Source organism: Salinibacillus kushneri (assembly GCF_900111405.1).
In the GTDB taxonomy this organism is placed as follows: domain Bacteria; phylum Bacillota; class Bacilli; order Bacillales; family Alkalibacillaceae; genus Salinibacillus; species Salinibacillus kushneri.
The window spans coordinates 1-14,249 of record NZ_FOHJ01000022.1 but is presented as its reverse complement, the minus strand read 5'-3'; the positions used below and the strand labels follow the sequence as shown (position 1 = coordinate 14,249).

General features: G+C 39.0%; 13 protein-coding genes, 1 rRNA gene and 1 pseudogene. All 15 read right to left on the bottom strand.

Annotated features, from left to right (window positions below; genetic code table 11):
* Window positions 1-153: ribosomal RNA gene (locus tag BMX63_RS17640) — 16S ribosomal RNA — on the bottom strand; the annotation flags it as partial.
* Between the two features lie 468 nt (window positions 154-621).
* On the bottom strand, window positions 622-2,112 hold the full coding sequence (lysS, locus tag BMX63_RS17635) for a lysine--tRNA ligase (protein ID WP_177167379.1): 1,491 nt from the start codon (window positions 2,110-2,112) through the stop codon (window positions 622-624).
* A gap of 93 nt (window positions 2,113-2,205) precedes the next feature.
* Window positions 2,206-2,525: pseudogene (locus tag BMX63_RS17630) on the bottom strand (tRNA-dihydrouridine synthase); the annotation flags it as partial.
* A 134-nt stretch (window positions 2,526-2,659) separates the two neighbouring features.
* Entirely contained in the window at window positions 2,660-2,866 is a 207-nt protein-coding gene (locus tag BMX63_RS17625; RefSeq protein WP_093137917.1) for a helix-turn-helix domain-containing protein, read from the bottom strand.
* The gene (gene folK / locus BMX63_RS17620) at window positions 2,818-3,345 is read right to left on the bottom strand and encodes a 2-amino-4-hydroxy-6-hydroxymethyldihydropteridine diphosphokinase (RefSeq protein WP_143060185.1); all 528 of its coding nucleotides are present in this window, start codon (window positions 3,343-3,345) and stop codon (window positions 2,818-2,820) included. Before folK ends, BMX63_RS17625 begins: the two co-directional genes overlap by 49 nt.
* Window positions 3,339-3,704: a dihydroneopterin aldolase gene (gene folB / locus BMX63_RS17615; protein WP_093137915.1), complete on the bottom strand. Its 366-nt coding sequence runs from the start codon at window positions 3,702-3,704 to the stop codon at window positions 3,339-3,341. Before folB ends, folK begins: the two co-directional genes overlap by 7 nt.
* Window positions 3,705-3,711: 7 nt before the next feature.
* On the bottom strand, window positions 3,712-4,536 hold the full coding sequence (gene folP, locus BMX63_RS17610; RefSeq protein ID WP_093137913.1) for a dihydropteroate synthase: 825 nt from the start codon (window positions 4,534-4,536) through the stop codon (window positions 3,712-3,714).
* Between the two features lie 129 nt (window positions 4,537-4,665).
* Window positions 4,666-5,592, bottom strand: coding sequence for a cysteine synthase A (cysK, locus tag BMX63_RS17605; protein WP_093137912.1), 927 nt, complete (start codon window positions 5,590-5,592; stop codon window positions 4,666-4,668).
* 184 nt (window positions 5,593-5,776) lie between these two features.
* Window positions 5,777-6,679, bottom strand: coding sequence for a peptidylprolyl isomerase (locus tag BMX63_RS17600; RefSeq protein WP_093137910.1), 903 nt, complete (start codon window positions 6,677-6,679; stop codon window positions 5,777-5,779).
* 22 nt (window positions 6,680-6,701) lie between these two features.
* Window positions 6,702-7,571, bottom strand: a complete 870-nt coding sequence (gene hslO, locus BMX63_RS17595; protein WP_093137909.1) for an Hsp33 family molecular chaperone HslO — start codon at window positions 7,569-7,571, stop codon at window positions 6,702-6,704.
* A gap of 576 nt (window positions 7,572-8,147) precedes the next feature.
* The gene (gene ftsH, locus BMX63_RS17590) at window positions 8,148-10,148 is read right to left on the bottom strand and encodes an ATP-dependent zinc metalloprotease FtsH (protein WP_093137907.1); all 2,001 of its coding nucleotides are present in this window, start codon (window positions 10,146-10,148) and stop codon (window positions 8,148-8,150) included.
* Window positions 10,149-10,273: 125 nt separating this feature from the next.
* Window positions 10,274-10,816, bottom strand: coding sequence for a hypoxanthine phosphoribosyltransferase (gene hpt, locus BMX63_RS17585; RefSeq protein ID WP_093137906.1), 543 nt, complete (start codon window positions 10,814-10,816; stop codon window positions 10,274-10,276).
* 21 nt (window positions 10,817-10,837) lie between these two features.
* The gene (gene tilS / locus BMX63_RS17580; RefSeq protein ID WP_143060184.1) at window positions 10,838-12,232 is read right to left on the bottom strand and encodes a tRNA lysidine(34) synthetase TilS; all 1,395 of its coding nucleotides are present in this window, start codon (window positions 12,230-12,232) and stop codon (window positions 10,838-10,840) included.
* 64 nt (window positions 12,233-12,296) lie between these two features.
* Entirely contained in the window at window positions 12,297-13,277 is a 981-nt protein-coding gene (locus tag BMX63_RS17575; protein WP_093137902.1) for a serine/threonine protein kinase, read from the bottom strand.
* Window positions 13,246-13,986 carry a vWA domain-containing protein gene (locus BMX63_RS17570; protein ID WP_093137901.1) on the bottom strand — a complete coding sequence of 247 codons (741 nt, stop codon included), beginning with the start codon at window positions 13,984-13,986 and terminating at the stop codon, window positions 13,246-13,248. The genes BMX63_RS17575 and BMX63_RS17570 overlap by 32 nt, the downstream gene beginning before the upstream one ends.
* Between the last annotated feature and the right edge of the window lie 263 nt (window positions 13,987-14,249).

Here is a 14,249-nt window from a genome sequence, read left to right as displayed (position 1 = left end):
CTTACAGGCAGGTTGCCCACGTGTTACTCACCCGTCCGCCGCTCGTTCCACAGGCTTCACCCCGAAGGGGTCAGCCTGCTTCCCGCGCTCGACTTGCATGTATTAGGCACGCCGCCAGCGTTCGTCCTGAGCCAGGATCAAACTCTCCAATAAAAGTTTTCCTGTTGCTCATTCATCAATGCTATCAAAATAGCGAATTGACGTACTGGTTGTTTTGTTCAGTTTTCAAGGTTCGAAGTCCGTCGCTCTCAAAGCGACTTAAATATTATATCAAGTTATCAACTGAATGTCAATAACTTTTTATATTGTTTTGCGCGACGTTTAAAGCGACAAGTAATAATGTAACATGCTTTCTGATTGATTTCAACACTTAATTTTTAGCGCTGAATCAACAATGTGTTTTTTGTTGCTTTGCAAGCAACGATTAATAATTTATCATGGATTATGCATGAAATCAAGTGAATTTTAAAAGTTATTTTATTCAGAAACTTACAAAGTATAGCTATCTTTATTAAGCTTCTCCTATTCCTTCCTTCTAACAATGTTTACAATACAAATGAAATCAATAGTAAAAACGTAAAAAGCCATAGTAGCTATTCAGCTACTACGGCTTATATCCCCTTATTCTTTACTCTTCATTTGAGGGAATAGTAACACGTCTCGAATAGACGGAGAATTGGTAAGCAGCATAATAAGACGATCGATGCCAATTCCTAACCCGCCGGTTGGAGGGAGACCATATTCAAGAGATTCTAAAAAGTCTTCATCCATCATATGAGCTTCATCATTACCCTCTTCCCTCTCTTTTAACTGTGCTTCAAAACGTTCTCTTTGATCAACAGGATCGTTTAATTCCGAAAAAGCGTTGGCGTGTTCTCTTCCAACAATAAATAATTCGAAGCGATCTGTGAAACGATTATCATTTTCATTTTTCTTAGCTAATGGAGAAATTTCTACAGGGTGTCCGTATACAAAAGTTGGCTGAATCAACTTTTCTTCCACCCTTTGTTCAAAGAACTCATTAACTATATGTCCAAATTTCATATTATCTTCAATTTCAATACCATGTTCTTTAGCCAGGCTACGAGCCTCTTCATCACTCATAGGTTTCCAGAAGTCAACACCAACATACTCTTTTATCGCATCCACCATGTGAAGTCTCTTCCACTTAGGTTCCAGATCTACTTCCGAATCACCATATTGGATTTTCGTTGTTCCCAAAACCCCTTTAGCAATGTGGGCAATTAAATTTTCAGTTAGTTCCATAATATCGTGGAAATCTGCATAGGCTTCATAAAGCTCGATCATTGTAAATTCAGGGTTATGACGTGTTGATACCCCTTCATTTCGGAAGACTCGTCCAATCTCATAAACCTTTTCCAGTCCTCCAACTATTAATCTCTTTAGATGTAATTCAATAGCTATTCGCATGTATAAAGGAATATCTAATGCGTTATGGTGCGTTACAAACGGACGAGCAGAAGCACCACCAGGAATGGTATGCATCATAGGAGTTTCTACTTCCAGAAATCCTCTATTATTTAAATACTCACGCATCGATTGAATAACTTTACTACGTGTGATAAAGGTATCCCGGCTATCCGGATTCATAATCAGGTCTAAATAGCGTTGGCGATATCGTTGCTCAACATCCTTTAATCCATGGAACTTATCAGGTAATGGACGTAAGGATTTAGTTAACATGTGAAACTCACTGGCTTTTACAGACAGTTCACCAACTTTTGTTTTAAATACTGTTCCTGTTACACCTACAATATCACCTAAATCAGCAGACTGAAACCATTCATAAGCCTCTTCTCCAACAGTATCCTTACGTACATAGATTTGAATTTGACCCTGGAGATCCTGAATATGGGCAAAACCCGCTTTCCCTTTGCCTCGTTTAGTCATAATACGGCCTGCGATGGTGGCTGGAATTTCTTTTTCTTGTAATTCTTCTTTTGTATATTCATCATACTCATGAATTAAATCCGCGGATAAATGGGTCCGCTCAAACTTACTACCAAATGGATTAATTCCCTGCGCCTGGTAGTTTTGAAGTTTTTCTAATCTTGCACGCATGAGGTCATTTATTTCCTCTGTCAACGTCATCACTCCAATTTCCTTAGCTATGTAGAGAAAAACTGCCAGAAGGACTGGCAGTTTTCGATTGTCTGTATGCTCTATTAATGTCCACCAGAAGATTTAAGAAGCCAATACTCTTGCCTCTAGTTCATTAGTATAGTCCTCTAAAAATTGAATTAAACCCTCTTTTGTATCACATTCATTTATACGTTTTCTAACTTTACCATTCCCTTTAAGGCCTTTCAAGTACCACGCAGCATGTTTACGCATTTCCATGATGGCTATCTTTTTACCTTTTAGCGCAATAAGACGATCCATGTGAAGCTTACAAACCTCAATTTTTGTATTGGTGTTGGATCTTCTATCAGCTCTCCTGTTTCCAAGGATTTCACAGTACGATAAATAATCCAAGGATTTCCTAATGCAGCCCGACCAATCAGCGCAAACAAGTCCTGCTCCAAACTCTTTGACAGTAAGGCGAAAGGCAGAGTTACAAACACCTGCCATCGGGGCAAGGACAACTCGATTTGGAATTTCAATATGACCGATTTTGAACATGAATCCTCCTTTTTCTTTATTCTTTTGGAGCGAGTTCTTCAACAGAAATATCCAGAACTGTCGATACTCTGGTCAAAAAAGTCTGATCAGGCTGTCTTGCTCCTCGTTCAACTTCCCCTAATATTGAGACGGAATAGCCAATATGTTTAGCGAATTCTACCTGTGTATAACCTTTCAGTTTACGAAAGGACCGAATTCTTCTTCCCCACTTCTCTGCTTCCATTTTGCTACCCCTTTATTTTCTTTTTCTGGTAGAGCTTCTACTAACTCTTTGACCGTTTGGCCATTCACTTTCAAATCTGCTTGAATATCCGAAAGCGGAATTAATACAAAAGCTCTTTGATGCATCCTCGGGTGTGGAATCGTTAATTTTCCATCATTCATATTCTCTTGATTATACAACAAAATGTCAAGGTCGATTGTTCGTGGTCCGAATCGAATTTCCCGCTTGCGATTTAATTTACCTTCGATATCCTGACAGTAAGACAATAATTCATACGGTGTTAATTCGGTTGTAACCTTTATAACCATATTTAAAAAACGAGCTTGATTTTTATATCCGACAGGCTCTGTTTCATAAATATCGGATTCGGACTCCACTTGAATATCGTGATGTTCTCTAAGAAATAGAATAGCTTCTTCTAAGTATTTTTCCCGTGGATCTATATTTGAGCCTAAGGCAATAAAGGCTGTATTCATAATCGATTCTCCCGGTAGATTTCTACCCCTACTGAGTCAAATTGTCCTGGAATAGGGGCTTCTGGTTTTTCAATTTCAACGGTTATTCCTTTAATGGCTGGAAAGGATTGAAACATTTGATTAGCAATGTCTTCTGCTAATGCTTCCACCAGCTGTTTGGCTTGTCCTTCAACCGTTTGCTTTGTTACATCGTAAATCTTTCCGTAGTCTACACTATCCTTCATATTATCGGTCTTTCCCGCCCGAGAAAGATCCATATCCAGTGTTAAATGAACAATATAACGCTGACCAAGCTTGTTTTCTTCAGGGTATAGTCCATGATAACCGTAGAACTTCATACCTTTTACATGAATCTTATCCATTTTGTTCTCACCTGCTTTTCCCTAGCATTGCATCCATCATTTTTGTCATTCGGGCTATTCCTTTTACATCGTGGACTCTTACAATCCCAGCCCCACGTTCAATACCCAAACAAACTGTCGCACCCGTTCCTTCCATGCGCTGATCCACAGGCAGGTGTAAAACGTAATCAATGACACGTTTTCTTGAAGTACCTAATAAAATCGGATAACCCATCGTTTGAAGCTCATCTAAGCGCCGTAAAACAAGGAGATTTTCATCCATAGACTTAGCAAATCCTACCCCAGGATCTAAAATAATTTGTTCATCTTTAACTCCTGCTTTTTTCGCTATATCAATACTTTCTGCTAAATCCGTTTTTATATCCTCCATAATGTCGTGGTAGTCCTGATTATCCCGATTATGCATTAAAATAATCGGAACGTTATGCTCTGCTGCGACATCTGCAATTTCCGGGTCTTTTTTTGCCCCCCAAACATCATTAATCATGTGCGCACCTGCTTTTACAGCCTCATCAGCTGTTTCTGCTTTAAAGGTGTCGACAGAAATCGGTATATCCACTTGTTTCTGAACAGCCTGAATGCTGGGTATAATACGCTCCAGCTCCTCTTTAACGGAAACCGGAGTATGATTTGGACGTGTGGACTCTCCACCTATATCTATAATATCAGCACCATCCTGCTGCATCGTTGCCGCATGCTCCACAGCCCGCTTTTGGTCATTATATTTTCCCCCATCCGAGAATGAATCAGGAGTCACATTTAAAATTCCCATAACAAGTGTTTGTTGATTTAGATTATAGCTTTTTCCTCCTAATTTGATAAGCTGACTCATTTTGCTCTCTCCAATCAATACGTTAACTTTGACCATTTCCTTTATCATATCAAAGAATTTGTATTTTTTCAGACATAGATTTTTTAGCCATTAAAAAAAGACCAGAATATTTCTGGCCTTTAAATCCTCTTACTCTTCTTCAAAGTTATATAAAGGAGTAGACAGGTAACGTTCCCCGTTACTTGGCAGAACAGCTAATACCTTTTTGCCTTTACCGAGTTCTTTTGCAACTTGTTTAGCAGCATAGATAGCTGCACCTGAAGAAATACCTCCAAGGATACCCTGTGATTTAGCAACTTCCCTAGCTGTTTCAAAGGCACTTTCATTAGTAACAGTAATGACATCATCATAAACTTTCGTATCTAATACTTCAGGAACAAAGCCTGCTCCAATCCCTTGAATTTTGTGTGGCCCTGGTTTTCCACCTGAAAGAACAGGAGAATTCTCAGGCTCAATCGCGTAAAGTTTAATGTTTTCATAGTGCTTCTTAAGAGCCTGACCAGCACCTGTAATCGTACCACCAGTTCCGATTCCTGCAACAAAAGCATCTAACTGGTCTCCCATTTGTTCTACAATTTCCTTACCAGTTGTTTCTTCATGAACACGCGGATTTGCATCATTATCAAATTGCTGGGGCATAAAGTATCCATGTTCTTTTTGCAGCTCTTCTGCTTTTGCGATGGCGCCTTTCATAGCTTCACTGCCTGGCGTTAGCACAAGTTCAGCTCCATATGCACGTAACAAGTTACGACGCTCCTTACTCATTGTATCAGGCATAGTAAGGATGGTACGATAGCCTTTTGCTGCTGCAACCATAGCCAGTCCGATTCCTGTGTTTCCACTTGTTGGCTCAATAATTGTGTCACCTGGTTTTAGTCTTCCTTTTTCTTCAGCATCTTCAATCATTGCTTTAGCAATACGATCCTTAACAGAGCTGCCAGGATTCATATATTCGAGCTTTACGTAAATATCTGCACTGTTCTCGTCCGCTATACCATTTAGTTTCACTACAGGTGTGTTACCAATCACATCGATAATGTTTTCATATACCTTCATTTTAACACTCCTAAATCCGAGTAATTTAATATGTTTTATAAACTTTAATTATACAATATGTGAATAAGACAGAAATGTCAAACATTTCGCTGTCATACAGTGGGAGTTTATAGTTACCGACATTATCTCCCCCAACAGGTTCCAATGCTTTTCCTTAAAACCAGTATGTAAAAATGGCGATCTATTATTGATCGCCATAAAACCAGTTTACCCCTATTTCTCCCCATAAATACTCTGCAGTTATTTCATGGTCCATTTTATTTTTGGCTATCTCCCGTCTAATTTCCTGTTGTACATCTTTCAACTCCACATCAATATCTGGAAGAATATGATGAAGATATAAAATAACAGTTCCGTCTTCTATTTCAAAAGGTTGACTATACGTGTTTTCTTCCATACCTGCAGCTGTTTCAAAATAAATATCCTGGAGGTATGTACTATCTTCGGGGAAATACCCTAAAAAACCGCCCTTTTCTTTTGTGTTTTCATCAATTGAATATTTCTTTGCTAAGCTAGAGAACGAATCTCCGTTTTCTAACTCACTAATAACAGATTGTGCAGTACCTTCATCCTCCACAATAATATGGGACATCTGATAGGAGGTAGGAAAGTCATACTGCTCAGTGTCTTCTTGATAAGTCTCGTTAATTTCCGAATCTGTTACTTCAATATTTTGAGTGAGTAATTCTTCTAAGAGGTTTTGGTATCGAATAGTGGATTTCCATTGCTCTCTCTTTCTATTCCTTTCCTCTTCATCCATAATTCCGGTTGTTGATTCAACCATAGCTAATTCTCGCTGAACAAGCTTGTCCTCAAGCGAAAGATTCTGCTGTTCAGCTAACTGAAAGACAACTTCCTGATTAATCATTGATTTAAGATAATCTTTTCCATACTTCATTTGTAAACCATTGAGCCATTTTTTTGCTTTTATCGATTGATCACCGACAACAGCTACTTCATTAGGAATTTTTTTACCGTTTTCTAATTTCTTAACAGAGGTTTGATTTTGGTTTGTTAATAGGAGTACAGTCGTAATATTTGTAACGATTAAAACGATAATCATTCCCCATAAAAGCCTCTTAGACAATTTTGTTACACCTCTCGTCAGCTCATGTTTTTAATTGCTCTAAATCTTCAGCTGTAAATTCATAGGTTTCATTACAAAAGTGGCAAGTAGCCGTTGCTCCTTTATCCTTTTCAATCATATCCTGAATTTCATCATTTCCTAAACTTGTGATGGCATTAGCCAAACGATCTCTAGAGCACTCACATTGAAATGAAATCGGCTGTGTATTTAAAATTTTTATATTGCCGCCTTCCAGAATAGTCTCTAAAATTTCCTCCGGAGTTTTTCCTTCCCGTATCATATGAGAAATGGATGGAATTTGTTGAATGCGTTCTTCTAATTTTGAAATAATCTCATCACTAGCTCCTGGCATAACCTGAATGATAAATCCTCCAGCAGCTAAAATTGATAAATCCGGATTCACAAGTACACCTGCACCAACAGATGACGGAATTTGTTCAGAGGTCACAAAATAATAGGTAAAATCTTCACTAATTTCTCCTGATATTATAGGTGTTTGTCCCGTAAAGTAATCCTTTAAACCAAGATCCTTCACTACACTAACGAAGCCTTCTGTACCAACAGCTTTTCGTACATCCAGCTTTCCTTTGTCATTTAAATCAAAATCAACATGGGGGTTTTGGACATACCCACGCACTTCACCCTTTGCATTTGCATCCGTTATAATCGCACCGATAGGACCATTTCCTTCTACTTTTACGGTGAGCTTATCATCACCCTTTAACATAGCTCCCATCATAGCAGAAATAGACAATGTCCGTCCTAACGCCGCTGAGGTTGTCGCCCATGTATCATGTCTCCTGGCAGCTTCATTTACCATTTCGGTGGACTGTATGGCAAACGCACGAACATATCCATCGAAAGCTGTTGCTCGAACTAAATAATCACTCATGATTAACAATCCTTTCAATTATTACAATACCTTATTACTTTATATTCCCTAGTACAATATCATTTATCAAAGTCTTTGCGATATTAAGTTTACGAAATCATCATACCATATTCCTTTTAAAAAATACCTTATTCTGCTTTTAAATTTAGCTGTTTCTAAAAGATTGTTGATTTGATAGATGTGTTAAAGCTTATTGTTGATTTCCTCCCCCAGTTGATTGGAACAAAGTGCGCGAGACTCCTCTGGGAAGAACGGTATACGGGAGACACCGCAGCTGTATCCGGGGAGGCTCCCGATTGCCCGCAGAAAGCGATGATCGCACTGGAGGGAAATGAACACCTATGTTTATAGACTCTATTTGATAGAGAGGAAATCCAAGCAGTTGAAATATACTAAGACACCCTCGGGGAGAAGTAACCCATGTGAGACCCCGCATAGCGGAAAGCATTGTGTATTTCAGGCTGCGGTAGGGCGATAACCCACAAGGCAAAAACACCTAACTTTCAAATAAACCATGTTCCATTATTCTAGAAGAAAAAAGCTTCAGTCAATGGTTGACTGAAGCTTTTTTCTTGTTTATTTATCGTTATTTTCATCTGGTTTTTCATTTTTTGTATCCTGATCAGAATCTGATGGTTCTTCTCCTTGTTCTTTAGACTGAATGTTTACCCGAACATCTTCAGAATCAACAGACTCATTATCTTTCTTTTCTACTTCGTCTGCATTCACTTCTTTAACGACTTCTGGTAAACGTCCATCTTCAAACAAGCTGGTAATTTGGGTAGCATCTAACGTTTCAACTTCAAGTAAGGTTTCCGCAATTAAGCGATGCTTATCTTGATGTTCAGTTAAAATGCTCTTCGCACGATCGTAACATTCATTAATAATTCTCTGAATTTCTGTGTCAATGTCATAAGCAATTTTATCACTGTAATTTTGATCGTTTTGAATGTCACGGCCCAGGAAGACCTGACCACCCTGATTATTACCAAATTGCAATGGTCCAAGCTTTTCACTCATACCATACTCGGTAACCATTTTACGCGCAATATCTGTGGCACGTTGGAAATCGTTATGGGCTCCTGTACTAACTTCACCAAAGGTAATTTCTTCAGCCACACGGCCACCTAAGAGACCTGTAATCTTATCTAAGAGTTCAGGCTTCGTCATAAAGTAACGATCCTCTCTAGGTAGCATTACCGCATATCCGCCAGCTTGACCACGGGGAACAATGGTAACCTTATGGACCATATCGGCATCATCTAACACCATTCCAATAATGGTATGTCCACTCTCATGAAAGGCAACAATATTTCGTTCTTTTTCCGAAATAACTCTGCTTTTCTTACTTGGACCCGCAATGACACGGTCTATGGCTTCATCTACATCGTCCATTTCAATCTTACTTTTATCAGAACGGGCAGCTACTAAGGCTGCTTCGTTTAATAAGTTTTCCAAATCAGCACCAGAAAAGCCTGGCGTACGCATAGCAATTGTTTTTGCATCTACATTTTCGCTAAGCGGTTTGTTTTTCGCGTGCACTTGTAATACTTCTTCACGACCTTTTACATCTGGACGATTAACTGGAATTTGACGGTCAAAACGTCCCGGACGTAATAAGGCTGGGTCCAGAATATCGGGACGGTTGGTTGCAGCAATGATAATAATTCCTTCATTAGCACCAAATCCATCCATTTCAACAAGCAATTGGTTTAAGGTTTGTTCACGTTCATCATGTCCGCCGCCAAGGCCTGCGCCACGTTGACGTCCTACAGCATCAATCTCATCAATAAAGATAATACATGGAGAGTTTTTCTTGGCATTCTCAAATAAATCACGAACACGGGATGCACCAACACCTACAAACATTTCCACAAAGTCTGAACCACTTATGGAGAAGAACGGTACGCCTGCTTCACCAGCAACTGCTCTTGCCAGTAACGTTTTACCCGTTCCAGGAGGTCCTACAAGTAAAACCCCTTTAGGAATACGTGCACCAATTTTTGAAAATTTACGTGGATCTTTTAAGAAATCTACAACTTCTACTAGCTCCTGCTTTTCTTCGTCAGCTCCAGCTACATCTTTAAATCGAACATTTTTCTTATCTTCACTGTAGAGCTTAGCTTTACTCTTCCCAAAGTTCATCACACGGCCACCGCCGCCCTGCATCTGATTAAGCAGGAAGAAAATCAAGAAGAATATAATAACAAATGGAATTATTGAGGTGAAGAAGGTTACCCATGCACTAGGTTCTTCCTTCGCCGTTACATCCATTTCAATTCCTTGTTCTGCTGCTGCATTTTCAATTTCACTAAATACCTGTTCATTGTCAGGAATTTCTGTTGCAAATGCTGTTTGGGTATTATCTTCAAGGGTCATTTCACCAGTAATGGAGTGAGCATAGTTTGTATATTGAGCGGTCATTTCTTCAATTTGACCGTTGTTTAAGGCCTCTCTGAATTCAGTATAGGTCAGTTCCTTTGTATCCTGATTCGGACCGTTAATTAAGCTCACAATACCGATTACCACTAAGAAGATAATTAAATAAAATATCGTATTGCGGAATACCCGGTTCATTTCTTACCTCCTCCCAAGCGAGAAAACTATAATAAATAGTACCATATTAAAAACAACATACTCAACTAATTCCCCTTCTTTAAATGTGTAAACAATAAGAGAGGGTTTCATGCATAAAATATGGATTATTTCACGGAATAAACTTCAGGTTTTAATATACCAACATATGGTAAGTTTCGATATTTTTCCTGATAATCAAGACCATAGCCTACCACAAACGCATCCGGAACTTCAAATCCTACTAAATCTGCTTTAACGTTTGCCTGTCGACCTGTTGGTTTATCTAGCAAGGTCACAATTTTAATTGAATTAGCCTTTCGATATTTAAATAAATCCACTAAATAACTAAGGGTTAATCCACTATCAATAATATCTTCAATAATTAGGATATCTCTTCCTTCTACTTTCGTGTTTAAATCCTTAATAATTTTTACTTCTCCAGTTGATTTCATTCCTCCATCATAACTGGATACGTCCATAAAGTCCATTTCTAAATAGGTCTCCACTCTTTTTAGCAAATCTGCCATAAATGGTAATGCACCTTTAAGGACTCCAACAGCAAGCGGAAAACAATCCTGATACTCAGACGTTAACTGATCCGCAATGACTTGAATTTTTTTCTGAATCTGGTCTTCGGTTATTAAAATTTCCTCTATGTCGTTATGCATTCCTGAGATCCTCCTATTTTATTATGTAAATGATTTATAGTCTAAAGTAATCCGAAGCCACTTATGATTGGAGGTACTACTTTTAACCTCCCCTTTTTTCAGCCCTGCTAACCAAAGAATTTTTCCTTGATTATCTGTAACAATCGGCCAAATTTCCCGCTCTTGTTTGGGGATTTTTTCATCAATAAAAATATCTTTTATTTTTTTTCTCCCTCCCAAACCGCGAACCTTCATTTTATCTCCCTTTTCCCTCGTTCTAATAATGAGAGGAAAGGTGACGTGCGAAACATCACAAACAAACTCATAACGGGTGTTTTCCTCTGGTATCTCCATTAAATCCTCAACCTGGACAGTCAGCTCTATTCCATTGGGTAAAATAAGGCTTTCACCAGGATATATGGCCTTGTGATAAGTATGGATTTCGTTTTCAGTAAAGGTTAGGACCAGATGATCATAGACCTTCATGACCTTTAAACCTCCGGGAAAGTCAAGATGAAGGTTTGGCTTATTTGTTTCAAGTAAATAAAGAAGATTCTCTACATGAATGGATGAAAAATCTATTCCCTTTTTTCTATAGAGATAACTTAATATTAGATGAAAGGTTCTTCTTTGTAAAGGACGTGGGTGTGCCTTTAATTGATTTAAATCAACCTTAATATCATCCGGTTTATTACCGGTTTGAACGCAATCTTCAACCATTTTTTCTGCCTGATAAAACAGAAATTTTTCGTCCTCGTACATATATTCACTCATGTTTTGTAAGCTTTGATGGATACTTGGGTTGTATTTTTTTATAAAGGGGATGATTCGTTTGCGAAAAGCATTTCTGGTATAGACTTCATCGGCATTGGTCTCATCATAACGTGGTTCAAGTTGATGATCATCACAGTATAGCTGTATCTCCTGCTTCGTTAGACATAAAAAAGGGCGGATAATCCATCCATTTGCAAAACTCCTTTTGGAAGGTACTCCTTTTGGAAAAACACCTCGGGTTAGTTGCATAAACATGGTTTCAATTTGATCATCTCCGTGATGTCCCATGGCAAGAATGGGATTTGGTTTTTGGCTCAGTTCGTCTTCAAAATACTGATAACGGACTTCTCTCGCCGCTTCTTCCACCCCTAACTTATGCCTGGCTTGATATTGCATCACATCTAAACTCTTCGAAATACATTCTACTTCCCATTTCTGACACATTTCTTCTACAAATTGAACATCCTGCCGGGAAGCTTCTCCTCGTAACTGATGATCCAGGGTAAGAGCCGTTACAGTCAACTGGTAACGATCTCGAATAGATATAAAAAAATGGAGTAAAGCAAGGGAATCGGCACCACCAGAAACAGCAATGAAGATATGATCTCCTTCTTGGAATAATTGGTGTTTATGACAAAATGACAAAACTTTATCTTCTAGCAATCCATCCACTCCATTTCGTGCTTTCCATACTGTTATGGTACCACTACAATACAAAGAACTAAAGTTAAAAACCAGAAATTATTTGCAAGAGCATATAGAAGACAAACAGTATTCCAGTAACCGAAGCTATACCAATTGATTCCATCCATTTTGGGGGACTGGAATCCTGTTGTATAGAAGACGTTTGCCTCTGGCTAGAGGGCCTTACAGGATGACTTTTGGGTATTGGATTCTTTCGCTTTTCCACTAGTTTTTGTGCTAGGTCCTTTTGCATTTGAGTGCTGGAAGTATATTGGCCTCTCAAAGCCTTCTCCAGGCAAGTATCATAATGGCGCAGTTGTGGATTGGCTTTTATTTTTTTCATTAAGGTCTGATAGGGATTGGCCCCCTTTTCAAAACGGCCGGGATAGTATACTTGTATCATTACCATAGCAACAGCAAACAAGTCATATGCAGGATCTGCTTTCCGTGATCCTAACCCCCAATATCCTCGGTCATAAAACTCTGTATATTCTTTTACAGCCCTTCCTTTCTTTGTTGTTCCGCCAACATCAATCCACCGAAGTCTTGCTGGTGATTGGGTAACAAGCAAATTTTCAGGTTTTAAATCACCGAACACCCAGCCTAATTGATGCAGATGGTGTAAATCACCCAGAAGTTGAATGATTAAAATTCCCAGCCAATCCTCCCCTTTTTGTTGTATATATTCATTAAGGTTATGTCCTTTTAAATATTCCATAACATAAAAAGAATATGAATCAGCATTCGTTGGTGCCCAATCATCCACATCAATTAAAGAAGGCCCTAGGCGATTTCCCGGGGCCTTTTCGAATGCTTTTAACACATTGACTTCTGTTGTAATCGCTGATGGCTGGTCACTAATTTTCAAGGCTACAGACCGCTGATTAAAAAGGGCTAAATAGACGGTTCCAATCGCACCAGATCCAAGCACCTTTACAATTTGATAGGTATTTTGGTGCCATTTCCCTCTTATTTTGGTACCAGGACGCAAATTAAAAACCGGTTTCTTCGTAGATATCCCCATCAGGAGAACTCCATCCCTCAAGTTTTGGCGTGGATTGGAAGCAATGGATTGCTTCTTTTAGTGCAGGACCTGTTGGGGTAATCCCGCCACTTGTTAATTTAGGAAAAACAGATGAGATGTTTTCCAGTTTATTGGTCCAAGGCATGATTTCATAAATAGGTTGTTTTTTACTTGGAAAACTATATATGGAAAAACGATTTTTTCCTGTTCTCGCATTTAAACTTAATGATAAATCCTCTAAAGACTCTTTAACCGTCGCAAGTTTCGGACTCATACTTGCACTCGTATCTACCAAAATTAAAACTTCCAAATCACTTGTTTCCCCTAAATCCTCTACTACTTCCATCACTTCTCCACGCTTTTCAGGGGGTAAATCTTCCATAGCTTTCTCTTCACCAAATATTTGCTGAAGCTCCTGGTTTACTACACCCTGCAATGTTTGTGTCATTGCCTGCTTGGTTACCATTTGAACCGTCTCGGATAATGCTTGTGCATACACAATTCTACTAACACCACCACCAGCAGACGAAATCTCTTCTACTTCTTCTAAGCCCTCAGGCTGCTCCGAATCTTCATCCTCTAGAACACCAATTACATTAACCGAAATCCCCTGTTGATAAGCCACTGAACTAACAGAAGCCGGATCCTCACCCTGATTTGAACAACCATCCGTAATTAATAGAATCTGTTTAATCGTACCTTTCTTCATCCAAATCCCTCCTAAAATCTACTACCATCATTACCAGAAAAAAAAGAGAATATACATAGAAAAGCGAAGGCGACTGGTTAGGTCCAACAGCATAAGCAGAATTCACGGAGTGGCACGGTTTTCGCCACGTAGTGGATTTTGCTTATGTCTGCCTGGACCTAGGAGCCGTAGCTGGACACGAAAAGCGAAGGTGACTGGTTAGGTCTGGTGGTATAAGCCGAAATCATGGAATGGCGTGGGTTTCGCCATGGAATGGTTTTGGC

Coding starts and splice junctions, on each gene's coding strand:
- hslO (WP_093137909.1), bottom strand. CDS start 7,571: ATGAGTGATTATTTAGTTCGAGCAACAGCTTTCGATGGATATGTTCGT.
- BMX63_RS17625 (WP_093137917.1), bottom strand. CDS start 2,866: ATGGAAGCAGAGAAGTGGGGAAGAAGAATTCGGTCCTTTCGTAAACTG.
- lysS (WP_177167379.1), bottom strand. CDS start 2,112: ATGACGTTGACAGAGGAAATAAATGACCTCATGCGTGCAAGATTAGAA.
- folP (WP_093137913.1), bottom strand. CDS start 4,536: ATGAGTCAGCTTATCAAATTAGGAGGAAAAAGCTATAATCTAAATCAA.
- ftsH (WP_093137907.1), bottom strand. CDS start 10,148: ATGAACCGGGTATTCCGCAATACGATATTTTATTTAATTATCTTCTTA.
- hpt (WP_093137906.1), bottom strand. CDS start 10,816: ATGCATAACGACATAGAGGAAATTTTAATAACCGAAGACCAGATTCAG.
- cysK (WP_093137912.1), bottom strand. CDS start 5,592: ATGAAGGTATATGAAAACATTATCGATGTGATTGGTAACACACCTGTA.
- BMX63_RS17570 (WP_093137901.1), bottom strand. CDS start 13,986: ATGAAGAAAGGTACGATTAAACAGATTCTATTAATTACGGATGGTTGT.
- BMX63_RS17575 (WP_093137902.1), bottom strand. CDS start 13,277: ATGGGGATATCTACGAAGAAACCGGTTTTTAATTTGCGTCCTGGTACC.
- folB (WP_093137915.1), bottom strand. CDS start 3,704: ATGGATAAGATTCATGTAAAAGGTATGAAGTTCTACGGTTATCATGGA.